Source organism: Shimia sp. CNT1-13L.2 (genome assembly GCF_024331145.1).
Lineage (GTDB): Bacteria > Pseudomonadota > Alphaproteobacteria > Rhodobacterales > Rhodobacteraceae > Shimia.
Genome location: NZ_JANDJO010000005.1, coordinates 1 through 23,503, shown reverse-complemented (window position 1 = coordinate 23,503; position 23,503 = coordinate 1). Strand labels below are relative to the sequence as shown.

At 53.6% G+C, this 23,503-nt stretch carries 16 protein-coding genes and 3 pseudogenes; 10 read left to right on the top strand and 9 right to left on the bottom strand.

Going from position 1 to position 23,503, the window contains the following annotated elements; genetic code table 11:
* The first annotated feature begins 166 nt into the window (after positions 1-166).
* Positions 167-1,263, top strand: a protein-coding gene (locus tag NNA36_RS11940) for an IS3 family transposase (protein ID WP_255107269.1) whose coding sequence is annotated in 2 segments (ribosomal slippage) — positions 167-416 and positions 416-1,263 — 1,098 coding nt in all. Because the reading frame shifts where the segments join, the coding sequence is not laid out codon by codon here.
* A 323-nt stretch (positions 1,264-1,586) separates the two neighbouring features.
* Here the strand turns inward: NNA36_RS11940 and NNA36_RS11935 are convergent.
* Both NNA36_RS11935 and NNA36_RS11930 read right to left on the bottom strand, forming a co-directional pair.
* On the bottom strand, positions 1,587-2,393 hold the full coding sequence (locus NNA36_RS11935; RefSeq protein WP_255107267.1) for a hypothetical protein: 807 nt from the start codon (positions 2,391-2,393) through the stop codon (positions 1,587-1,589).
* Between the two features lie 210 nt (positions 2,394-2,603).
* A pseudogene (locus tag NNA36_RS11930) lies at positions 2,604-3,804 on the bottom strand (IS3 family transposase).
* Positions 3,805-4,033: 229 nt separating this feature from the next.
* Between NNA36_RS11930 and NNA36_RS11925 the strand changes: the two are divergent.
* From NNA36_RS11925 to NNA36_RS11900, 6 genes are all read left to right on the top strand, one after another.
* Entirely contained in the window at positions 4,034-5,656 is a 1,623-nt protein-coding gene (locus NNA36_RS11925) for an acetate--CoA ligase family protein (protein ID WP_255107265.1), read from the top strand.
* Positions 5,657-5,950: 294 nt separating this feature from the next.
* Positions 5,951-6,595 carry a hypothetical protein gene (locus NNA36_RS11920; protein ID WP_255107263.1) on the top strand — a complete coding sequence of 215 codons (645 nt, stop codon included), beginning with the start codon at positions 5,951-5,953 and terminating at the stop codon, positions 6,593-6,595.
* Positions 6,595-7,497, top strand: coding sequence for a CsgG/HfaB family protein (locus NNA36_RS11915; RefSeq protein ID WP_255107261.1), 903 nt, complete (start codon positions 6,595-6,597; stop codon positions 7,495-7,497). Before NNA36_RS11920 ends, NNA36_RS11915 begins: the two co-directional genes overlap by 1 nt.
* Positions 7,498-7,637: 140 nt before the next feature.
* Positions 7,638-12,122: a hypothetical protein gene (locus NNA36_RS11910; protein WP_255107258.1), complete on the top strand. Its 4,485-nt coding sequence runs from the start codon at positions 7,638-7,640 to the stop codon at positions 12,120-12,122.
* A 113-nt stretch (positions 12,123-12,235) separates the two neighbouring features.
* Positions 12,236-12,838, top strand: coding sequence for a peptidoglycan-binding protein (locus NNA36_RS11905; RefSeq protein ID WP_255107256.1), 603 nt, complete (start codon positions 12,236-12,238; stop codon positions 12,836-12,838).
* A gap of 96 nt (positions 12,839-12,934) precedes the next feature.
* Positions 12,935-13,852, top strand: coding sequence for a glycosyltransferase family 2 protein (locus NNA36_RS11900; protein WP_255107255.1), 918 nt, complete (start codon positions 12,935-12,937; stop codon positions 13,850-13,852).
* Here the strand turns inward: NNA36_RS11900 and NNA36_RS11895 are convergent.
* On the bottom strand, positions 13,849-15,456 hold the full coding sequence (locus tag NNA36_RS11895; protein ID WP_255107254.1) for a hypothetical protein: 1,608 nt from the start codon (positions 15,454-15,456) through the stop codon (positions 13,849-13,851). The two genes, NNA36_RS11900 and NNA36_RS11895, sit on opposite strands and share 4 nt — an antisense overlap.
* A 69-nt stretch (positions 15,457-15,525) precedes the next feature.
* Entirely contained in the window at positions 15,526-16,587 is a 1,062-nt protein-coding gene (locus NNA36_RS11890) for a RimK family alpha-L-glutamate ligase (RefSeq protein WP_255107253.1), read from the bottom strand.
* A 328-nt stretch (positions 16,588-16,915) separates the two neighbouring features.
* Between NNA36_RS11890 and NNA36_RS11885 the strand changes: the two genes are divergently transcribed.
* Positions 16,916-17,422, top strand: a complete 507-nt coding sequence (locus NNA36_RS11885) for a hypothetical protein (RefSeq protein WP_255107252.1) — start codon at positions 16,916-16,918, stop codon at positions 17,420-17,422.
* A gap of 207 nt (positions 17,423-17,629) precedes the next feature.
* On the opposite strand, the pseudogene NNA36_RS11880 reads toward NNA36_RS11885, so the two are convergent.
* Positions 17,630-18,412 (bottom strand): annotated as a pseudogene (locus NNA36_RS11880) (IS3 family transposase); the annotation flags it as partial.
* Here NNA36_RS11880 and NNA36_RS11875 point away from each other — a divergent pair.
* A pseudogene (locus NNA36_RS11875) lies at positions 18,399-19,121 on the top strand (IS3 family transposase); the annotation flags it as partial. The pseudogenes NNA36_RS11880 and NNA36_RS11875 overlap by 14 nt on opposite strands.
* A 5-nt stretch (positions 19,122-19,126) precedes the next feature.
* Here the strand turns inward: NNA36_RS11875 and NNA36_RS11870 are convergent.
* The 4 genes from NNA36_RS11870 to NNA36_RS11860 form a co-directional block, all read right to left on the bottom strand.
* Positions 19,127-19,285 (bottom strand): hypothetical protein, encoded by a 159-nt coding sequence (locus NNA36_RS11870; RefSeq protein ID WP_255107871.1) that lies wholly within the window; start codon positions 19,283-19,285, stop codon positions 19,127-19,129.
* A gap of 126 nt (positions 19,286-19,411) precedes the next feature.
* The gene (locus NNA36_RS11865) at positions 19,412-20,032 is read right to left on the bottom strand and encodes a response regulator transcription factor (protein WP_255107251.1); all 621 of its coding nucleotides are present in this window, start codon (positions 20,030-20,032) and stop codon (positions 19,412-19,414) included.
* Between the two features lie 602 nt (positions 20,033-20,634).
* A complete protein-coding gene (locus tag NNA36_RS19990; protein WP_369681661.1) occupies positions 20,635-21,027 on the bottom strand; it encodes a tyrosine-type recombinase/integrase in 393 nt (130 codons plus the stop codon).
* Between the two features lie 2 nt (positions 21,028-21,029).
* Positions 21,030-22,156, bottom strand: a protein-coding gene (locus NNA36_RS11860; RefSeq protein WP_255107250.1) for an IS3 family transposase whose coding sequence is annotated in 2 segments (ribosomal slippage) — positions 21,030-21,892 and positions 21,892-22,156 — 1,128 coding nt in all. Because the reading frame shifts where the segments join, the coding sequence is not laid out codon by codon here.
* A 648-nt stretch (positions 22,157-22,804) separates the two neighbouring features.
* Between NNA36_RS11860 and NNA36_RS19985 the strand changes: the two genes are divergently transcribed.
* A complete protein-coding gene (locus NNA36_RS19985) occupies positions 22,805-23,092 on the top strand; it encodes an integrase core domain-containing protein (RefSeq protein ID WP_369681669.1) in 288 nt (95 codons plus the stop codon).
* The last annotated feature ends 411 nt before the right edge of the window (positions 23,093-23,503 follow it).

Genomic DNA, 23,503 nt, shown 5'->3' with positions numbered 1-23,503 from the left:
TAGGCAGCCACGCGCTATCGTATTCTTAGGCTGAAGGTACAGTTGAGAGTTCGGTATTTCCTCAAAGGCGGTAACGAGAGAAGAATTCAAAGAACTTGCCAACTGACCTGAGCCCCAGAAACCCCTCCAGCTTTGTGTAGAGTCCGCCCAACCAAAGGACGGACCAATGAAGACGAGATTCACCGACGAACAGATCATTCAGATGATCAAGGAACAGGAAGCTGGTGAGAAGACTGCTGATGTATGCAGGCGCTACGGGATCAGCCAAGGCACCTTCTACAAATACAAGTCAAAGTATGGCGGCATGGAGCCCTCCGATGCCAAGAAGCTCCGAGCACTGGAAGCCGAGAACGCGAAGCTGAAGAAGCTGCTGGCGGAACAGATGCTCGACAATGCGATGCTGCGGGATGTGAACTCAAAAAAGTGGTGACGCCCGATGCCAAGCGGAAGGCGGTGGTTCATCTGATGGAAGTTCATCAGGTGAGCCAGCGTCGGGCGTGTTCTGCGCTGAATGTGGATCGTTCGACGGTGCGGTATCAAACGCGCCGGTCGGATGACACGGAGCTGCGCAATGCCATGAAGGCGGTCGCCAAGGAACGTCGCCGGTTCGGCTATCGGCGGCTGCATGTGATGGTGGAACGGCAGGGCTGGCAAGTGAACCACAAGAAGTTCCGACGGATCTATCGCGAAGAGAAGCTCCAAGTGCGCTGCAAGGGCGGTAGAAAGCGGGCTCTGGGCACGCGAAGGCCGATGGTTGTGCCGGATAGCCCGAACCAGCGTTGGAGCCTCGATTTCGTATCTGATGCGCTGACCGATGGTCGCCGCTTCCGTATCCTGACCGTGGTGGATGACCACACGCGGGAAAACCTGGCGCTGGTCGCCGATACATCGCTGTCGGGCTTGCGGGTCACGCGAGAACTCGACCGGGTCATTTCCGAACGCGGGATGCCTGAAACAATCGTTTCGGACAACGGCACCGAGTTCACCAGCATGGCCATCCTGCGATGGCTGCAGGAGAACGGCATCGACTGGCACTATATCGCTCCAGGCAAGCCGACCCAGAACGCATTTATCGAGAGCTTCAACGGCAAGCTGCGAGATGAATGCCTAAACGAAACGCTCTTCGGATCGTTGGCCGAAGCCAGATCAACGCTGGAAGAATGGAAGGAGGACTATAACACCCACAGACCACACTCGGCGCTCGGAAACCTGACGCCCAGAGAATTCGCTGAGAAAAGAACGATGGACAAACTGGCCGCGTAAGGCCATCAAACCAACCCCAAGGACTCTCCGCGAGGTGGAGGAAACTTGGGGCTCAGGTCAGCCAGACACTATTCTGCTCTGACCTGTAGAAACTCTGGCGGATTGGGACTTGATCTTTGATGATGCCACAATTTTTCAAAGACCTTTTCAAAAGAGTTCATAGTTGCGGTGACTCGATGTGTTGCTGAGAAGGTTGAGGACCCAATTGTATTAATGATTATGCGAACAGTTGCGAGCATTTCCCTCTATCGCATGCAGGATGGTCGTAGAGTCATGATGCCAATGAAGCAGATCAAATTTAAGCGCTCAGCGAGTGCCTTTCGCTAAGTGACGTCCGACAGTAAGCCCTCCAAGACTGATTTTGCGACTGCAGTATATCTGTCGGGTGTTGTTATCGGGATGCTCGCTGATTTCGTCAGTTGTTGCTTGGTGAGATGAGGTAACAGATGACCATACTGCGGCAGCTCTGGTTGCTTCCAATGGAGCTCGAGGCCAATATTGTGGTAAAGTTGGACTTCGAAGCCCCCAACAATCACGAGGTGATTGACCAAAGTATTTTTGCGCCAGAGGGGAAGAAATTGACCTGCACCTTCTATAACAATGTGCGCTGGCTGTCTTTCCTGTAGCTTCGCGAAGCTTTGCTCGATGCAATCCTGCGATTGTCGGTAGGACCGTGGAAACTTGAAGCCAATCTCCTGATCTCTCGTATCTGCATGTTGCAGGAAGGCCATTGGATCGGCCGTGTTGGCATCCAACGGGGTCTTGAGGAAATCATGGAGAAAGGGGGATGTGAGGATTGTTCGACGAGCAATCTGATCCGATCCGGATCGCACGAGATAGGGCACTTTGAAATTCATCGAACTGATCATCTGAAACGGAACGAGTAGCTCGATGTCGTCTACGCTTGAAAGGCTGGAGTTTGTGGAAAGATGGTACCCATCGCCGCAATTCATCAAGCGTTCATTGGATGAATAGGCGAAAAAGTCTTCGAAGTATTTGTGGATACGGTAGTGAGCGCGTGGTTTGAAGCCAATTGCGGATTTTCTGGCATCCAAGAGCTGAATGAGGGTAGACGCAATCGTCGTTTTTCCCGCGTCCATACCATTGCCGATCACCCACCAGGTTTCCATTTCTTCGTCATGCCCCAGATGTCTATCGGCTGCGATCTAATGCGCCGAAAGGACCAGCATTCAAGTGGTTTCTGACTTGCGTTCGGCACACGTTACTGTGCACACAGTGACACATATTCCTCAATGATTTAAACTGCCATGTATCCGAAGATAATCGTTGTGGTGCCTCGGCCAATTGAGCAGCCTCATCTGACTGGTCCAATTTGATTGTTAGTGCATGATTGGCCTGTGTTCCATCGGGATAGTGGCCTCCGGCGCTGGTGGGCGATAGCCCAATGCACTGTGTGGTCTCTTTGTGTTGTAGTGTTTCCCATTGACCGTCAGGTGACTGAAAGTCACCGAGAGGGGCCATTCTTCGATCAGGATCTGGGCTTCACGCAGGGTATAGAAGATCTCCCCGTTGAGCAGTTCGTCCCGGAACCGGCCATTGAAGCTTTCACAATATCCGTTCTCCCATGGGCTTCCCGGTTCGATGTAGGCTGTTAGAGAGCCGACGGCTGCGATCGAATCCCGAACCGCTTGTGCAACAAACTCGGGACCATTGTCGGAACGTATGAAGGCGGGAGGGCCACGCAGGATGAACAGATCGGTCAAAGCGTCAATCACGTCTGTCGAGTTCAGTTTACGCTTCACCTTGATCGTCCCGCTGCCGACAGGCGATTGCCTGCAATCGCCGAGAGGGGACATTCTCGGCTGTGCTCATCAATGATGTTCAGCGTCCGGAAGGCCTTGCCATCATCTGTCCGGCAGTGAACGAAGTCATAAGACCAGACATGGTTCTGATACTCAGGCCGCAGCCGCACGCATGATCCATCGTTCAGCCAGAGCCGCCCCTTCTTCGGTTGTTTCTGCGGAACCTTCAGCCCCTCTCGTCGCCATAGTCGTTCGATACGGCCATCGCTGACCGACCACCCTGCCTCTCTGAGCAAGGCCGCAATCCGACGATAGCCGTATCGACCATACTGCCTGGCCAGCTCGATCATGTCGGCAACCAACCGATCCTCATCGACACGGCCTCTCGGGATGTGCCTCTGTGTGGAGCGATGTTGTCCCAGCACGCGGCAGGCCCTGCGCTCAGACACTTTGAACTGGCGGCGAACGTGTTCGATGCAGGCGCGACGGCGAGCGGGGCTCAAAAGTTTCCCTTTGCAGCCTCCGTCAGGATCAGCTTATCGAGCGTCAGGTCTGACACAGCTCGTCTCAGCCGATCGTTCTCCTTCTGGAGCCGCTTCAGTTCCTTAAGTTGATCTACACCCATTCCGCCGTATTGCTTGCGCCACCGGTAATAGGTCTGTTCAACAACACCGATCTGTCTGATTGCATCGAGCCGGGGCATGCCTTGCCCCATCAGCACCTCAACCTGCCGTAACTTCGAGACAATCTCTTCGGGCTTCGGTCGCTTGTTTGCCATTCTTGGTCCTCCGTTTCCTAAACTTAGCGGTGGACCAGTTCAGTTGGGGAGGCTCACTTTGGCCGCTTAAACAGCGTTTGATCAGTCCATTGATCGGTGATTATTCGATAGCTTTTAGGATTGGTTAGATACGTGCCTATCAAACGTTAGTGCTTTTAACCTTTTGAACGTTTGCGAGCTTTTCCTTCTCACCCTAAGCGGAGCGAGTAATTGTAAGCGAGAAAAGTCGATGAAAATTAAGACGCGAGTGGTTCGTGGCTATGCTTACGGGTTCCCGCAGCCGTGTTTGTTGGTGGCATTTGATGAGAAATGGCGTGAGGGTTCTTTGGCCGTAGATCGGCTATTCGAGCATGTTTCCAGCACTTCGAGTAGGCATGTGAGTATGTTCGCTCTAGATCCCGGCTATCACGATGAGCTGCAACAGACTTCAGCGGGTCGATTTACCCTACTGCTTGATCAACTAAACACTAGCTGCGGAGATCAGAGGTTCTCGAGCATTCGTAGCACGCAGCCATGGGCCGTTGAGGAGGAAGTTTTCTTTTGCTTGGCGGTCCCTAGCCTAGCGCCCATGTTGGTTAGGGAGAACATAGAAGCTCTTGTTGCCTTCGCAAGCGAACTCCGCGGAAATGATGAAACGTTAGACTGGGACGCGTTCTGTTCGAGGCGCGCAACTCGAGCCCGCGCATTTCTTCCCGGTGGTACGAACGCCGGAAACTTCATCGCGGCTGCCGTGGAGCGAAACATTCCTTACTTCCAGTTTTCGCCCCAGCTCATACTGCTTGGCTACGGAAGTGGTACGCGGGTCTTGAATAGCTCGGTTACAGACAAGGAGTCCGTTATCGGGTTCGAAATCGCAAACAACAAGAGATTGACCAACCGTTTGCTTCGGCTTGCTGGCTTTCCTGTCGCCAGGCAGGCAGTGGTGAGCACTCGCGAACAAGTTATCGTGCAAGCTGAGGCGATCGGATATCCGCTCGTGCTGAAGCCGGCCACAGCGGAGCAGGGGCATGGCGTTGTCGCAAACCTTTCGAACCGCGAGCAACTGCAAAACGCCTTCGAGGCGCTTTCAAAGACGCGAAATGATTTGGTCCTTGAGGCGTTTGTGCCCGGTAAATTGTTTCGTATCAACGTATTTGATGGGAACATCATGCGTGTCGCAGAGCGCATTCCCGCGATGATTGTGGGTGATGGTAGGCATACAGTGTCGCAGCTTATCGAGGCCCTGAATTCAGAGAGCGATCGCGGCGGTAGGAACTCCACCAAACACAGACTCGTCATCGATGCAGATGTTCATGCTACCTTGGAAAGGCAGGGGCTTCGCCTCGAGAGCATGCCGGAGCATGGGTTGAACATTGCTCTAACGAGCTTGGCGCGAGTGAACAACGGTGGCACCGCGAGGGATGCACGAGCCGACTTTCATCATGAAAACCTCAAGATGCTGAAAGAGGCGACGGAAACGGTTGGGCTCCAGATGGCCGGAATTGACTTCCTTTGTGTCGACCCTGCGAAGCCTTGGTATGAAACCGGCGCGGTGATCTGCGAGATCAATTCGAAGCCGCAGCTCGGGGTTTCGCACCCTGAAATTTACGGTCAGGTAATCGATATGCTCGGAGTGGGCTGCCCTCCGGTAAGGCTCCTGGTGTCGAATGAATTCACCGAGATGGAGGCGCCAATCTTCAATCGCGGACTGAAACGCATAGAGCTTCGGGCGAGCCCAGATCACCTATTGAGACACGGTCTTCCGACACAGTATTGCTCTGAGATCGAGCATCTCGGTGATGTCACTGAAGATCAGGTTCGTCGGCTAGACGATTTCTTCGGTCTAGCTGTGCACAGTAGAGCCGATCTTTGATTTCAATGAATGACTGCGTCTATTTTGACAGGTCCCGGGCTGTGTTTGTAGTGAGAAAAGCGCATGCGTTTCCCTGAGCGTCACATCAAACGGAGTTGCACGCTGTCGTTATTGGTATGGGGTAGACGCTGCTACTTGGTTGAGTTCGCGATACTTTCGAGGCCGCCAGAAACATCGACGTAGGCCTAGAGTGAAAAGGCAACTATCAAAAGATATGCCTTAACCCCCGTTAGTGAAGACAACAAGAGTGTGGCTCAGTGATAGCTATGATCCCAAAACGATTGGAAAGTTGGGATGATGAGTGATTCAAAAAGAAAAGCGCAGAAATTCGCCTTCTGGGTGAAGCTGGGGTTGGCGACAATGGCGATGGCGTCATTGTCGCCGGTCGTTGTTATGGCCAATGGTCTCGGTGAGAGCCGTTCCTGGCAGTTTGAAACAACTGCCGACAAAGCGAATAAAGCTGTTGTGTTGGACATGATCGAGAAGAAGCGTGGTGGATACTACGATGGCTTCGATACGACTGTTTACAATACGACGAATATCGGCACTCAAGTGAATTGCAACAATATTGCGGATGCAGCAGGCAATATTGCTGAGAACACCCAAGGTGGCAGCTCTTCCGACATTAGCCCAGAAACTGCTTTGAATGCTGATTCTACCGGCAACGACAGCACTGCTGATATCGGCAGCGAAGGGTCGTCGGGAAGCATCGATTCCGATCAGGAGAATGATGGAGCGATCACTGCTGTGATTGATGGGTCCTCGTCGAGTGCTGATGTGTCAGATGTTGATGTCGGAAATACAGCCCAGGATATGCTCAACGATCAAGACAACTCTGGAGATCAATACGCCACCGTTGACAGCAGTACGGCGTGTTATCTCGAAGGTAGCGCGATCACCGGCGAAGTTGATGTGGAAGCAACGGGGGTGCTAAACTAATGGTTGCTGATCGACTTGCGAAACGCGTCCGCTTCGTTCCTGTCCTTGCCGCCGGTCTTTCCATAGTGTCGGCCTGTGCAGCGCCGAACGGTTTGGAGAAGGTGGAGTTTGCCGAGGGACAGAAGCCTGTCCTTAAAAGTTCTGAGGTGTCGCGCAACGTGACGCCGAGCGGTGAAGTTCTCTCCTGCTACAAGAAGAAGCTCGGGCGCACCGGGCTTGGCATCGCTGTCGGAGATATCCGTGACTACACGGGTAAACAGTCGGATGGCGAAGGCTTTGCAATCACGCAAGGCGGTGCCTTGATGGCATATTCTGCGCTGGGCAAGCTTTCGCCTGCTTTCACGATCCACGAGCGCTTTGACACTCGCATCGCGGATGTCGAGCTCCACTACAGCTCGAAGCGACAACTTGGTGACGGTCGTACGCATCCTGTTGATGGTGATGCAGGTGCCGAAGGTGAGAAGAAAGAGGTGCCTTGGAAGCCCTATTATGGCGGCTCGGTGCTTCAGTCTGACTACTACATTGTTGGAGGCATTACGGAGCTCAACTATAACATCACGTCTGGTGGTGCTGAGGTCGCGGTCAACAATGTTGGCGGCAAACGTCGCTCGTACACGATGAACGTTGCCGTGGACCTCCGTCTTGTTGGTTCTCAATCGCTTAAAGTCGTCGAAACAGTAAGCCTGCAAAAGCAGGTTACAGGCTATGAAGTGGGCGCAGGTGTATTCCGGTTCTTCGGAATGGATCTCATCGACATCAACACCGGTGCGAAGGAGCAGGAGCCGCTGCAACTTGGCGTTAGAACCGCGATTGAGCTTGGTGTTGTCGATTTGCTTGAAGGACTCACCAATGTCTCGGCTGATAGCTGCCGGATCCAAGAGAGCAAGCCGAATAAGTCATGACAAAATTGGCAGTCCGCGCAAGCGGGCTGCTCCAAAGAGTTTTCTCGTCTTGCTCAGTAAAAAGCTGAGCGCTGCGGGAGAAATATAGCTCATTAGAGCTGCCAAATTAGCATTAAGAATTAGGAGTGGAAATGCGAACAATGAAGAAGAGAAATGCCCTTTTGGCCAGCGCAGGTTCTGCGGCACTGGTCGTGGGCCTGACTGCATATGCCCAGGCGGGCACATCAGTCACCTCGGTCGACCAAGTGGCGATCACTGGGGATCTTACGAATCCGGTCGTGACGGCGACAGCTGGCCTGTCGGATGTCAACAACCAAGCGGCAACCGGCACAGTCACTGCAACTGTTCAGCCCGGTGATGATGACCTCGAGGTCTATCTTGATCTGTTCGCTGGCGACGATCTCACCGTTTCGGGCGCATTTGAGCTCGACGAGAACACTGTTGCAGCAACGGCGGTGGGAAACGATGGTAGCCTGACAGCTGACGTCGATACGCTTCCGTCGTTCAATGACGACGTTGTGCTTTCGAACCTTCAGCGCAACGAGGGCGACGGCGCTTTTGATGGCGAAGATTTCTTCTTCGCGATGACGGACGGCGCCGTCCTTGGCGAAGATGCAGATGTGCTTGCCCTTGCGGAAAGCGCAACGATCGAGGCTTTTGCTGATGGTGACGGTTTCGATATCATCGATGGCTCCTTGGATCTTACCCTCGACGCAGCGACCCTTTCGGTCAACAACAACGCGATCACTACCTCTGCAACCGGTTCGTCTTTTGACGGTACGACCCTGATCGCTGATGGCGTGACCGTGAACGGCGATGGTGAAGATGCGTCGATCACCCATTTCACCTCTTCGCTTGACCTTTTCGACGGTGCCGACCCTGATGACACCTACGCACTGACTGCGGATGCCGATATCGCAATGGGCTCGATGCAGGCAGCAGAAGATCTCAAGGTGTCCGCTGTTGCATTTGATTCGACCATCCGCGCTGACCTTGAGTCCGTCGACAACTCTTCGGTTACGGTTTCGAATAACGATGTCACTGCGACCGCCACGATGCTTGATGCGAACCAGTCGGTTGCTACGGGTGAAGGCGCTGCGGATGTTGATGCGTCGATCGCAATCTCCAACGGCCAAGGCGTTTACGATGCGGGCGCATCGGCCGGTCTCAACGGAACAACTGTTGAAATCGACGTTCGCGAAGACCTGAACTTCTCGAGCGCAGCGGTCGAGGGCAACACGATCAAAGCATCGTCGAACCTCATGAACGCAGACCAGTCGATCGCAGTCGATGCGAATTCTGTCGGCGCAGCAACTGTCGCGGATGTCGACTTCGACTACTTTGATACTGCTTCGGTGGGTATCGATGGTGAAGATACACTCACGACTGAAGGTCTTGAGCTCACAGGCGAGATGATCATCGCGAATTCTCAACAAGGGTTTGAAGCTGTTTCGGTGAGCGCTGTTAATCAGGCATTCGCGGGTCTTGACCTTGGCAACGAATACTCGATCGAAGACTCCGATCTTTCCGTTGCAGGCAACGCGATCGAGTCCGTTGCGACCATCGCAACCGCGAGCAACGAGATCGATGTCGATGGCAACACTGTGTACGGTGGCGTCGGCGTTGCAAGCGAACAGGAAACTGCTTTCTTCGCTGCTGCCGCAGTCGTGGACGAAGCGAGCATTGGTGCGTATATCGACGAAGACCTAGACGGTAGCGATCTCGATGTCTCGGGCAACATGATCCGCTCGATCTCCGTTGCACAGTCCAACGCAAATAGCGTTGCCGTAAGCGCGAATGACTTCGAAGTTGCGACCTTCGGTTCTGACACGAACGAGAACGTGAACGATTCGGCCGCTGCAATCGTTGCCGCGAACAAGCAGACGCTTGCTGACGGCGAAGATTATGCAGTCGTGTCTGACTCCGGTGTCTTTATCGATGTCTTTGATGATGTCGACGACAGCTCTGTCTCGCTTGATGGCAACGCAATTGTTGCGGCCGCATATGGCAACGATGCCGACGCTGGCTACAGCTCGACTGGTGCCGCAAACGGATCGGTGATCGATCTCGATGCGACGAACATTGTCGGTAATGGTGGCGCTGACGGTAGCGACATCGCTGTTGCGACGAACTACCAGAGCATCGACAGCGTTGACATGCGCGCGACGATCTCGTCCCCGGCTGATCGTGAAATCGTCGATACCTATATCGATTGGGATCTGACGGATTCTTCCGTCTCGACCTCTGGCAACGCGGTTCAGACCCAGGCCATTGGTAACCAGGCCACGACCCTGACTGCCGCAGTTGATGCCGTTGTCATCGATACCGGTGTGCAGTACGCTTATAACGAAGTTCATGACGACCACGCTGTCGAAGCATCCTTCGTTGCGATCAGCGAGCAGGACCTTGACAATACGTCGATGCTGGCAAGCCTGCGTGGCCTTGACGGTGACGATGATACCTCGGCACTGGTCAGCACCTGGGTTGACGAAGATATCCAAGGGTCCACGATCGAGTCCAACAACAACCTCCTGAGCGCGGCCGTGATCGGCAACAATCAGGCGTCTGGTGTTGAGCTTTCGGCGACCGATATCCAGACGACTGTTGGTGTTCGCAACGACAGCGACGTTATCGACTCCGATCTCACCGTGCGCATCGGTCTTGCCGGCACGGAAGGTTCGGAAGGATCGCCCGCGACTTCTTCGAGCAACCAGTCGAATACGATCGCGAATGTCGAATGGTCCAATGTTGGCAATGTCTACACCAACGACATGACCAGTGACATTGTGTTCACGATGGCCACACCCATGACAACCGCTGAGCAGTCGTTCTACACTGCTGCAGGTCTCACGGTGACCAACAGCACGACGCTGACCTGGGAAGCCGGTACGAGCTTCGACAAGACCGACATGACCCTTGTCACGATTGATGGCCCGAACTTTGAAGGGGCACTCGGTGATGGTTTTGACGGTGACGACTCCGTTCAAATCCTCGCAGCTGTAGTCTCGCCCGCAACCGACCCGACACCGGCAACGCATAACGCGGGCGGTGTGATCGTGACGATCGACGAAGATATCAACGACTCCATGCTTGAAGTCGCGTCTAACATCGTGTCCGGTTCGGCGAAGGCAAACGTTGCAACCAACTCGATCGATGTGGCTGGCGTCAACCTCGCGCAAGGTCAGGAATATGATCTCGCAGCAGTTGACGGTTCGGCGGACGATATCGACGACGTTGAAGGCGACTATATGCTGACCAACGAGCAGGAATCGGAGGAAGTCGATCTCGACGTGGAAGTGTTTGCATCGTTTGGCCTCGAAGCGGGCTACGCTGACCTCAACAACTCCACGCTCGCGGTTGATGACAACACTCTGAAGGCCACTGCGGCAGTCAACGTTGTCACCAATGATCTGTCGGTTTCGGCGACCAACGTTGATGACGGTGGAAACCTCCCTGTCACCAGCGTTCTGTTCTCTGAGCAGGAAGTGTATGACGATGACGATGACGGAACCTATGTGTCGACGTTGGCCGATGCGGAGATCTTTGCTCCGATCGAATCCAACCGCTCGACGGTTAGCCTGTCCGGGAACAGCACTCAGGCGCTTTCTATCGGCAACGAAGGTGTGAACACTCTCACCGTTGATGCCGTGAACGCGACCAACCCGGATGAAGACTATGCGGAAATCGAGGACTCTGGCGACTTTGTCGACGCCGGCAACACCCTCGAAGCGCATCACCTTCTCGTAGCGAAGCAAGAGGCTCTTGATTTCGGTGAAGGGGTGGCAATCGATGCCGACGCCTATGCCAACATCTACAACCTCGATGAGCTTGAAGGTAGCACTGCGGGTCTTGTTGAAGGCTCTGTGGCTCTCAACGGGAACTCTGTGTCTGCAACCGCACTTGCCAACAACAACACCAACACCATGACCCTCGCCGCAGACGCGGTGATGGGCCTGACCGGTGCTGTGTTGAACCACCAGGTGAGTGAAGCAGACGTCTCGGCGAATGCTTCTGCGGATATCGGTGTTGCGCTGAACGGCTCTGAGCCGGCAACCGACCCGATCTATGCGGCTGATGCATCCTCGATCGAGATTGATGCAAACCGTGTCGCAGCGACCGCACGGGGCAACATTGCCACCAACGCGCTCAACGCTTCCGGCACTGTGCTTGCATTCAACGATTCGGATGCGATTGCACAGGGTGAAAGCGGCTACACCGCACAGGGTGATCTCCTTCTGGCGAGCTACCAGGTCAATGATGGCGCGATTTCTGCAACCGCAGAGAACACCACCATTGGTGCGGCGCTCAACAGCGCTCTGGGTGAGTATGACGCTCTGAACGCGAGCCAAGTGTCTGTTGGTGGCAACGTTGTCATGGCTTCGGCCACTGCCAACACCGCATACAACACTGTGACTGTGACCGGCTATGATGGTGCATCGGCAAACAATGTCGCTCTGACCAACGAGCAGTTCACCACGGCAATGGTTACGGCGGTCGTGCGCAATGCGCAGATCGGCGCCGGGACCAGCGGTGCGGTTGTTGGTACGACTGCTGGCGTCGTGGGTAACACCATCTCGGCCACCGCAACGGGCAACGTCGCAAGCAGCGTGATCAAACGCCGCTAACTCAAGAGAACGCTTCGATCAGCTCGTCCCACCCCCCTTTTTACTGGGAGATCGGAGCCAACTGGCACAGGCAGCTTATGTTGCCTGTGCTTTTTCTTACGAAAGGTAGAACTATGACGACGAAAACAGTTCTCGCTACTACTTTGAGCATTGCGCTGGGTATGGCGAGTCAGGCTGCAAATGCTGGCAACCAAGATGGTCAATTTGTCATTCGAGGTATCGGCGCACAGAAATGCTCGTTTCTCAACGAGGATTTCCCGGAAAACAAGACCAAGCAACTTGAACTTTCGAACTGGGTTGGTGGCTATGTCACTTACGCCAACAAAACCCAGAATGGCGTTTTTGATCACCTACCATTTCAAAACACCGAACAATTCTCGCGCCTAGTTGCTGCGATTTGCCGAACACAGGCGGAGGCACAGGTTCAAAGCGTCATGGACTCTCTTATAACGCATTTTGAACCCTATCATTCTGCGGAGAAAGGGTCGTTTGAGGTGGTGAAGTCTGCAACGCATCAGGTCGCCCTGCGCCGGGAAACGGTCATGAGCGTACAAGCGTTGCTGGCAAGCCGCGGGTATCTCACAAAGGATGATGTGGATGGCGCATTTGGGCCGAAGTCCTCGAAGGCTGTTGCTGATTTTCAGAAAGCTGCGGGCATTAAAGAAACTGGCGTACCGGACACTGTGACGCTCTATCGCCTTCTCAGCGAGAAGTAACGGAGATGTGCTCAGATGATCGGGCAGGGGGAATTGCTATGAATCTCTGCCCGATCACGAAATCTATTTTCGCTAAACCAGTAGGGGGCGAGTAAAGTGACGAGACTTGCAGCGCTCTGCATGATCAGGAACGAATGTGATATTGTCGAACAGTTCGTACGGCACAATAGCCAGATCTTCGATCATATCTATTTCCTGAACCACTTCAGTAGTGACTCAACGCTGGAAATTCTAAGCAGGCTTCAGGCTGAAGGCGTGTCGCTTAGCGTGAGACATCTGCGGGATCCGTCCTATCGGCAGGCGGATTTTACGACAGCTGCTTCACGTTTGATAGCAGCGTCTGGTCGTTTCGACTATATTATGCCGCTGGACGCGGACGAATTCCTGTGCGTCGAACGAGCAAATTTCATCGCGTGTCTCGAGGCGTATATTGGCCACGCGGGTGCCGCAAGGGTTCCCCGGAAGACATTTTGTCCGCTCCCCCTCTCCGATTGCTCTGAAGGCGGTTCATGGCACGAGCGCTTTCGTGCACGCAGTCGGGAAGTGCGCCAATATTATAAAGTCGTTTTTGGAAGGACAGTCGGTGAAACCTGTCGGATTTCCACCGGCAACCACGACATCTCCGCCGAGTGCCCGCTTGGGCAGATACCTATCTTGCCATTCTATCTCCAACATGTGCCCGTTAGAAGCTCGGAACAGATTGTTCGAAAGGCGCTGTTAGGGAGTTCCGGCTTTGCATTGGGAGGACGGCGCAATCCGACCGAAGGTTACCATTGGACCGCGATGGCGGACCAGGCACGCAATAACGGATATGTTTTCAGCGATACTGAGCTGATGTTGATGGCGCAGCGGTATTCCCTCATCGATAGCGATCTCACACCGTCGATTTCTCCGTCATCTGAGCTGGAAATTTGGGGTGGTGCCTGTGAATATGCTGACCGCGCCAAGATCAATCTCGTCGAGGCGCTGGACTGTTTGGTGCAGGAAACGCTTAATAATGGCCTTTCAGCCTAGGCGGGGGATAGGTCCGGTCGAACGCTTTCTAGCAATGCCTCTAGATGCATACGATCCTCTTCGCTCACCCCTCCGACTATCTCTAGGCTGTCAAAATATTGCACAGGGCAACCGTGGGTGAGGAGCGTTTTGACGTCGATATCAATGCGAAGACGATTTGCTGCTTTGTTGAAGATGCTATGGTTGATCCCAACGGGGCGGCTGTGGACACGGAGGTCGATCGGTGGACAACTCCTGACAGCGGTCAAGATCATGTCTTCGTGCATCCTGACGCGTCCCACTGACCCAATCTGGGGCTGCGCATTCACTTCGCAGACGACGCCACCGTTCTCCCTCAAAGGTCGCGAGGCGTCATTGGAAATCAAGTCAATACCACAGCAGTAGAGGCCGAAAGTTTTAGCGATCTCGATGCACGCCCTCTTGTTTGAGACATGCAGTTCATCAATGAAATCAGTAGAACTGCCTCCACGGCTCAGGTTGGTCGTTGCTGCGAGCACTACTTTCTCATCTGCGACAGGGACACTCGTTAGGGTGTGTCCTTGCTTTGCGATCATGTCGCTCAACTCCTGATCGACCTTGATCGGCTTCATCGAAGCATTGATTGCATGCCGTGATGGGGAAGCGTTTTCGGCGTCGATCAGGGTTTTGACATCACGCAGACCGTCACCGATGATATGCGCGGCTTGGAGCCGCCGAACGCGTACAATCTCGTTGCCTAGAACGTATACTCTGTAACCATCTCCGCGAATATGTTTTTCGAGTAAGAGCTTCGGATAGACGGGTTGCAATCTATTATAGGTGAAAACGAGCTCTTCTTCGCTCAGGATGTTTGGGCAGACTCCACGTCCCCCTTCCTCATTCTCGGGCTTTAGCACGACCGGGTATCCAATAGACTGGGCGCTCGCAATCGCGTTTTCTACGGAAGTGACGGGAAGCTGCTCGGCGACGGGAAATCCCGAGAGCTTAAGAAGGCGGTGGCTTACAAATTTGCTTCCAGCGATCCCAATGCCGACGGCGCTATCACGGTCCGTGATGGAGCTATTGAAGATGCTCGTATCCTTCCCATAGCCAAACGCAATGTATCGTCTTTCGAGCTGTTTGAAGGGAATTCGATATTTGGCCGCGGCGGCGATGAAGCTTATTGCGTTGGTGCCCGAGGGCAAGAAAGGGCGCGCCTTTATCTTCATCGCCATTGCATGTGCGTTCACGCTGTCTTTGCTGAGCGAAGCGCGCGCGCCCTCAAGCATCTTTGCAAGCACCGTTAGGTTCGCGCGAGCCACGTCCGGCACTAGAGACGGGTAGACAAATGAAACACTGTCGCTCACTGGGAAAACACGGATTGGGGTCAGGCGCTGATCGCCGCAATGCTGTTGAAACATATCAAGCATTGCAACAATGCATGCTGGTCCGGACAGTTTGTCAAAACCCGTTTCGGTCGGGTGGAACTGGTCAGGGCCGGCATCGATGCCAAGTGACTCGCCAACGACATCCATGGCAGCGCAGAGCCTTGACGACGGGCCATGATTCGCAGGAAAGCGCAAAAGAAGGCTCGGCTGGATCGCGCCAAAGACATAACCTTTGAAAATGTGCGTTTTTATATGCATGAAAGGCGCATCAGTTTACGTGATTGGCTGTCCAGCTATGGTAGTAGCTCAATTGCTACCTGCTTCCCATCAAGAGGCCTTTACGGTGTCAGCCCTGTGCTGGCGACCAATCGTTACCGGTGTCACGGTGCCGAACGGGTTTACCCATCTATCTGGGTTTTCCATGTGCGCGCGCAGTGCGTCCTCGATGCGTGTAATGAGGGGCAGCACTGCTTTCTGCTGATTGGGTTGCAAACCTTGAGGCTTAAGAATGGACATTGCGGCATTCGCTTCGAATAAGACGTATTTTCCATTGCCGAGGTAACCCAGGTCTACACCCCAGAAATCAAGACCCCCTCGTGAGGCGATCTCCTTGCCAAGAGCCTGTAGGCCTGTCATCTCTTCGAATTTCTGTTCAAGGAATAGAAACTTTTTCACATCTTGGTCACTTGGCTCATTACCGAAAGCTCGGTTGATGTTCCAATAGTCACTCTCGCCAAACCCCCTGAAGAAGATCTCGTCGCCGACAATAGCAAGGCGGACCTTCGAGTAGGGTTTCGGGGCATTCTTCCGGCGGCAATCGACATATTCGGTGATGTAGTAGGCGATACCCAATTCTCTTACCGCCATGTAAGCGCGCATCTCGGAGTCTGATGCGATTTTATGGAGGCCTGTGCCAGATTGTGATCTTGCAGGTCGGACCAGCACCGGGTAGCGCATGCTGTTTTCGGACAACACTTGTCGGAAGTCGTTGAGCTTGGCCGGCACGAAGCGGACACATTTAGGCACGACCAGGTTTGGGATGCCGAGTAGCAGCTTTGAGCTGATATCACGTCGCGACGCAGCAATCGCATTCGGGTGGTTGAAGATGCGAACTGTGTCGCCAGCGGCGTCCGAGAGCGCGGCGAGACTGTTGGCGTATTCATCTGTATCTGCCAGCCTGTTAATAACCCAATCACAGGAAAGCTTTATCGTTTGGTTCGAAGTTCCAGAGTGGATGAAAGTGCCGGCGCGTTCGGCGAGTTCCCCCTTGATCCTGTCAGTGAAGACAGCGCGGTTGGGCCAGACGAGCGTAACTCCAGTATTTGTGCTGGTGCCGCGGACCCGTGTCGATCCATTGTCGGGTATCGCTTCGTAAATGAGTCCTGCCATACTCGCCTTCCTAAATCACGCGGTTAGATACTCGCTTCGAGTATTTCCACGAGCGGAAAAAATCCAGTGCACCATGCGCGGATCGGCGTCTTACCAACCGAATATAGATGATCTAAATCCTTTTGGCGGGCCACGAGAACTTATTATCACTTCGGTGATCGAAGGATGCATTCGAAAACCCAAGGATCAGTCGTCTAGGGGGCATTCTATGCGGTAAACTTGACTCCAAAGGGGAAGAAATATGCAGAGCATAAAGCGGTTACTATGAAAGAATGCATCTCGAATTTCTGAAGGTGCCAAGTCCGGTGCAAAGACCACAAGATCCCCCGTGAACTTGAATACGATCATTGGCGGGTCGACGCTCAAGGCGTACCCAAGCAGTTTCGATAGTGGCTTGTTGAATGGTGCGCCTGTGGCTCTTGTAGCAAGTAATATACGTGGGTTTTCCGACTTCATTGGTTGGTCACGAGCGCAGGGGTCAGATGTCATTGTCCTTGACCAACAAAACTTGAAGCCATTCCTTGAATTCCGCAAGGACCTCGTTTTGGTCATGGTCGATTTAGACGATTGTGAACTTGAGGATGCTCTTGATGACTTGGCAGATATTCGTGAGAGGCACCCTCATCTAGCCATTATTCTTACCTCGAGTATTTTGGGCCGAGACGATTTCTCGCTGTCACGACTGTCAGTCTGCGACGTATCTTTGAAGTTGCCGCTCAGAATTAGTAAACTTGACCTGGCTGTGGTTCTTGCGCTTGAGAATAATATTGAATGGCAGCGCAGACAGGCAAGCTCAGGAACTGTCAGAAAAGGCGCCCACGTGAATATTCTGTGATATCGAAATTCATTCAAGCTAGACTGTCGTAGCTTTCTGGTCCGGCGCTCTATATCCGACACTATGCAAAAAATTTTCGCAACGCTGGGGACCGTGGAGCTTTATGACCTGAGCCCCTGAATCTCCTCCAGTTTTGTGTAGAGTCCGCCCGACTTTGCTCTGGTACCCAACCTTCCGCCACCCAGGGCTAGAGTTTCCCGCCTTTTCTCAGCATGGCGGGCTGGTGTCGCCATGTGAGTTTGCCAGCATTGCCGGTGGGATGTTCCCGATGGCGCTGTGTGGTCTCTCCTCGTTGTAGTATCTACGCCATTCCTCCATCTTTTCGCAAGCATCCGACAGCGACAGGAACCAGTGAGCATTCAGACACTCCGCCCGGAACTTGGAGTTAAACGCCTCGATGAAGGCGTTGTCGGTCGGTTTGCCCGGCCGTGAGAAGTCCAGGATCACACCGCGCTGATAGGCCCAGAGATCCATGTCGCGCGAGATAAACTCGCTGCCGTTGTCGACTCGTATCGTCTTGGGGTAACCGGTCCGACGGCACACACGATCCAGTGTCGCGACCACATCTTCGCCGCGATAGCTGAATTTCGGATCGATGACTGGGGCGACCCTCGAGAAGGTATCGACGACTGTCAGCACCCGTAGTTTGCGGCCGGTGGCAAGCTGGTCATGCACGAAGTCCATGGCCCACACATCGTTCGGCCTGACGGCATCGCTACGGTCCTCACGCAGTTTCGCCTTTACCCGGCGCTTGGGTGTCTTGTTGCGCAGCTGCAGGCCCATCTCCCTGTAAATGCGATAGACTTTCTTCACGTTCACCTCCCAGCCTTCACGACACAGCACGTAGTGCACCCGGCGATAGCCATAGCGCACACGCGTTTCACAGATCTCCTTTATGCGCTTCTTCAATGCTGCCGGATCGGTGCGCCGGGACTTGTAGTGGTAGGTGGAGCGATCAAACCGAAGAACCCCACAGGCTCGTCGGGACGATGACACGGCGCTGCGAGATGCCATGAAGGCTGTCGCCAAAGAGCGTCGCCGGTTTGGTTATCGACGGCTGCAGGTGATGTTGGAACGGCAGGGCTGGCAAGTGAACCACAAGAAGTTCCGGCGGATCTATCGCGAAGAGAGGCTGCAGGTGCGTCGGAGGGGCGGACGGAAGCGAGCTCTGGGCACCAGAAGGCCGATGGTTGTGCCGGATGGACCGAACCAAAGGTGGTCGCTTGACTTCGTATCTGACGCGCTGACGGATGGCCGCCGCTTTCGCATCCTGGCCGTGGTGGATGACCACACGAGAGAGAACCTGGCGCTGGTCGCCGATACATCGCTGTCAGGCTTGCGGGTCACGCGAGAGCTAGATCGGATCATTTCCGAACGCGGGACGCCCGGAACAATCGTTTCCGACAACGGCACCGAGTTCACCAGCATGGCCATCCTGCGGTGGGTTCAAGACAACGGGATCGACTGGCATTACATCGCGCCGGGAAAACCAACCCAAAACGCATTCATCGAAAGCTTCAATGGCAAGCTGCGTGACGAATGTCTGAATGAAACGCTTTTCAGTTCACTGGCCGAGGCCCATGAAACGCTGGAAGCATGGCAGGAGTATTACCACTATCAAAGACCACATTCTGCGTTGGGCAACCTGACACCGACGGAATTTGCAGAGAAAATGAACATGGACAAACTGGCCGCGTAACGCCATCAAACCAAAACCAAGGACTCTCCGAAGGTTGGAGGAAACTTGGGGCTCAGGTCAACCCCGAACCGGCTCGCAAGTTCGGCCACCGTCTGCTCACCCTTCAGCGCCTCAAGCGCCACCTTCGCCTTGAACTCAGGCGCATGTTGCTTCCGTTGCGACATCTCTAATCTCCTCTTCGTCGAAGATCAGCAGACAACAAATCGTAGCTTACGTCAGTGTCCGAATTTCAGGGGGTAGCTCAGAGAAAGAAAAAAGTCAGCGCCACAAACCAGTCGACATAAATTTTTTCACTCTGGAATCCCGAAATGCCGAGCTTTGATGGCTGCTTCTGTACGGTTTCTTACATCGAGCTTGGAAAAAATACTGCGCACATGCATCTTGACTGTCGTGTCTGACAAGTTGAGCTCTCGTGCGATTTCCTTGTTGACTGCACCGGTCGCTATCATTTTCGTGATTTGGTACTCGAGCGTGCTCAAGCTCTCCACGCTTCTTTGTTTCTTATTAGCAAATTGCATCAGAGAGGCGGGGATAAAGCTCTGGCCCGATTTTACGAGGCATATGATGTTTACGATTGATTGGGCTGACATGGATTTGGGGATGTATCCGCTCGCGCCAGCTTCAACGATTTGCATCGCGAGCCAATCCGGTATGGCGCCAGAGAAGACCAATATTTTCGTATTGGGGGATTCTTTTGCAAGTTCTCCTACAAAGCTCGTGTCTGTCACGCCAGGCATTCTGTAGTCTATCAGGGCAATGTCGTGCTTGCCTGCTCGCAACTTTTCTTTTGCTTCCTCAAGGGTGTGAGCTGCATCAACGGATATGTTAGACTCAGCTTCGAGGAAGGCAGAGAGGATATCTGTTATCAAATAGTGATCGTCTGCGAGAAGAACTGAGATATTACTCGACATTGGTTGCGCGATCCATCTTTTTCATCAATTTTGCCTTAATGTTGCACCAAACACGAACCGCATGGCGAACCAAATGTGCATTGGGGGTGGTGGGTTCTTGTTGGGTAAGCATTTGTATCTAAAGTTTAGCTTTTTGACGCATTTGATTGTTTGGCCGGGGCCAAGATTATCGCTGTCGGGTGCCTTGCTCATCTTCCTGATCTCTCCAACGTGAGGGCATCTCTGACCCGCGTTAAGCTGCGATGTGTTTGTGTATCGAATGATACCTGATGTGCGCCGTAAGTTTGCTTACATGGCCACGCTTCACTGATGTACAATTGCGATAGTGCAATTCCTATGAGTTTACAGTGCAATTTCTATGAGGTTACAATGTCTCCCACTCACGGATCTCTAGAAGGTCGTCTAGTAACTGTGACCTTGGGTGAATATATTTTCGCCCAAGGATACCTGGTGCGAATGATTGATGATTGTCGGGCCGAGGTTGTAATAGATAGAAAGGTTGTCGTTGGAAGGCTTATTCGGTCATAAAGTTTCGATGAGGCTAGATAGTTGTATCTCATGCTTTCAGCAGGTTATGTAAAGGCCGTTTGAGTTACAGAAGCTTAACTCGACGACGCTCCGCCAGACTCCGCGTTCTTTGAGCGTCTTGGTATTACGTAATCCGCCCATTTTTGCATAACTTGGCGCCGTTGTTCCAATAGATCAGTGCGATGATAGGCGGCTTCCGTTGCATTTGCGATCGTGTGAGCGAGGGCTCGTTCTGCCACGTCGCGCGGGACTTGGTGTTCTGACGCCCAATCTCGAAAGCTGGACCTGAAGCCATGGGCCGTTGCTGTACGACCTGGGGTGTCGCTTGGGACTCTGTTGTCACGGAGCGCTTTGGTCAGGGTCATATCGCTTATCGGTGCGCGTCCAGTATTTGAGAATATCCAATGGCTATCTTCGCGGGAGGGAAGGCGGCTCTGGCTAGCCTGATCTGACTGGTCCAGGTTCATTGTTAGTGCATGACTGGCCTTTGGTCCATCTGGACGATGGTTTCGGGTGCCGGCGGTCGGTATCCTAGGGCACTGTGGGGCCGCTTGGTGTTGTAGTGTTTTCTCCATTCTTCGATGATGATCTGGGCTTCTCTTAGCGAGTAGAAGATCTCCCGGGTCAGCAGTTCGTCTCGGAAACGTGCGTTGAAGCTCTCTACATAACCGTTCTCCCATGGGCTTCCCGGCTCGATGTACGCCGTCTTGGCGCCAACTGCGGTGATCCAGTCGCGAACTGCCTGAGCGATGAACTCTGGGCCATTGTCGCTTCGCACATATGCAGGTGACCCGCGCAGGATAAACAGGTCGGTCAGAGCATCGATCACATCGGTCGAGTTCAGCTTTCGCTTTACCCGGATCGCCAGGCATTCACGGCTGAACTCATCTAGGATGTTCAATGTCCGGAACGCCTTGCCATCGTCAGTGCGGCAGTGGACGAAGTCGTAGCTCCATACGTGGTTGCGATGCTCTGACCTGAGCCGGATGCATGATCCGTCATTGAGCCAAAGCCGCCCTTTCTTCGGTTGTTTCGATGGCACCTTCAGCCCCTCCCGCTTCCACAGCCGTTCGACCCGACCGGTGCTGACTTGCCAACCTGCATCTTGCAGTAGGGCAGCAACACGGCGATAGCCGTAGCCGCCATACTCCCTAGCCAGTTCGATCATGTCTTCCACAAGCTGCTCTTCATCTTCTCGACCCTGTGGCTGATATCGTTGTGTTGATCGATGCTGCCCCAACAACCGACAGATCCGGCGTTCTGACACCTTCATCTCGCTGCGGATAAGGTCGATGCAGGCTCGCCGGCGGGCGGGGCTCAGAAGTTTCCCCGAGCTGCCTCCTTCAGGATCAATTTGTCCAAGGTTAGGTCCGACACGGCCTTACGCAACCGTTCGTTCTCCTTCTTGAGCCGTTTTAGCTCCTTCAGTTGGTCGGTTCCCATCCCACCATATTGCTTGCGCCAACGATAATAGGTCTGCTCGGTTATGCGAACTTCGCGGATCGCATCCGCGCGCATCATCCCTTGACCGACAAGCACATCAACCTGCCGCAGCTTCTGAACTATTTCCTCTGGCTTGTGTCTCTTGTTCGCCATTCTTGGTCCTCCGTTTCCTAAACATAGCGGTGGACCAGTTCAGTTGGGGCATTCCAGAAAGTCAGAGTGCTGAGTTGATCGATCGCATGCGGTCCGAGCAGAAATGGTTGGATGAGGAGAAGGAGTTGATGCTGGATTATCTTCAGCATTTTCTCACGCGTGGGACACCTGAGTTCGAAAGAGCAAGGACGCTCGTCGAGGCGCGCGCCAGGTTGGTCGAGGAGGGCGAGGTCTTGGAGTAGTTATGCCAGACGAAAGCTGGCCAACTTTTCAGCCAAACTAAGGAAGCTGGCTGGGGCAAAGCTCTCCTTGGATTGTGAGGAGGGCCTGAAAATGCCAATGAAGTAACCTAGCCAAGGGCAGCTTTGGTTGAATGATGGCTCGTGAAACCCGTTTCGGCCAGAGCGCCGCAACCATGTTTGATCGTACGATTTCGCCTTATGTCGCACAAATGCTGGGATGGCGTTCCGCACGCTAACAATTGTCGACGAATACAGCTGAGAATGCCTGGTAATCCGTGTGGATCGCAAGCTGAACTCGGGAAACGTCATCGATGCGCTGAGTGATCTGTTCATCCTGTGAGGCGTGCTGTCGTACATATGGTCAGACAATAGTCTGAAGTTCGCGGCTCAAACCTTGGGGTACTGAATCAAAGCCGTCAGTGCAAAGACGGCTGACATCGAACCCGGATCACTCTTGGGGGAACGGATGTTACGAAAGCTACAATACCCGGTTAGGGATGAGTTCCTGAATCGCAAAATCTTCAACAACCTGAGAGAAGCCCAAATCCTGATTGAAGGATGGAGCAAAGACAAAAACACCAAACGCCCACATATTGCGCTGGGCTACCGTCCAACGGCCCCGAAACCATCGTCCAGAGGGACCAGAGGCCGGTCACGCACTAACTATCAAATTAGACCACTCAAGTGGGGCTGATGAATTCTACATTTGCTCAATTCAGTTTTGTGTACACTTTGCTGCCGCAGTTCCTTACGATTCTGCCACCCAAGAAGACCTTTCTAGACTTCACAGTCCATCCATAACGCTGAACATACTCCGCCAGCGCCTCTTCTAGAATTTGCATTCTTGCTTTCAGCTCTCTCTCCTGATTGGTTTCAAAGCGATTTAGGTCCATTGTGAGCTACCTTCAAATCCGGGGCGTCTCCGAGTTTTGGATCAAACTCTTAACATAGGGTAAATTTGGGTTTTCAATGAGCAGCGTCGGTTTCTGGTTAGCTATTTGGATCGCATTTGTTGGGCTCAGCACCGCCACATCGGCCCAGGTGAGAGTGATTGACGGAGACACACTGGTCATCGGGGAGCAGACCTACCGCATAAACGGCATCG

Excerpts from the sequence above, each read along its gene's own strand:
- NNA36_RS11935 (WP_255107267.1), bottom strand. The coding sequence starts at position 2,393 with ATGGAAACCTGGTGGGTGATCGGCAATGGTATGGACGCGGGAAAAACG.
- NNA36_RS11890 (WP_255107253.1), bottom strand. The coding sequence starts at position 16,587 with ATGGCAGGACTCATTTACGAAGCGATACCCGACAATGGATCGACACGG.
- NNA36_RS11895 (WP_255107254.1), bottom strand. The coding sequence starts at position 15,456 with ATGCATATAAAAACGCACATTTTCAAAGGTTATGTCTTTGGCGCGATC.
- NNA36_RS11925 (WP_255107265.1), top strand. The coding sequence starts at position 4,034 with ATGAAAATTAAGACGCGAGTGGTTCGTGGCTATGCTTACGGGTTCCCG.
- NNA36_RS11870 (WP_255107871.1), bottom strand. The coding sequence starts at position 19,285 with ATGTCGCAACGGAAGCAACATGCGCCTGAGTTCAAGGCGAAGGTGGCG.
- NNA36_RS11905 (WP_255107256.1), top strand. The coding sequence starts at position 12,236 with ATGACGACGAAAACAGTTCTCGCTACTACTTTGAGCATTGCGCTGGGT.
- NNA36_RS11920 (WP_255107263.1), top strand. The coding sequence starts at position 5,951 with ATGATGAGTGATTCAAAAAGAAAAGCGCAGAAATTCGCCTTCTGGGTG.
- NNA36_RS11910 (WP_255107258.1), top strand. The coding sequence starts at position 7,638 with ATGAAGAAGAGAAATGCCCTTTTGGCCAGCGCAGGTTCTGCGGCACTG.
- NNA36_RS19990 (WP_369681661.1), bottom strand. The coding sequence starts at position 21,027 with ATGAACCTGGACCAGTCAGATCAGGCTAGCCAGAGCCGCCTTCCCTCC.
- NNA36_RS11865 (WP_255107251.1), bottom strand. The coding sequence starts at position 20,032 with ATGTCGAGTAATATCTCAGTTCTTCTCGCAGACGATCACTATTTGATA.
- NNA36_RS11915 (WP_255107261.1), top strand. The coding sequence starts at position 6,595 with ATGGTTGCTGATCGACTTGCGAAACGCGTCCGCTTCGTTCCTGTCCTT.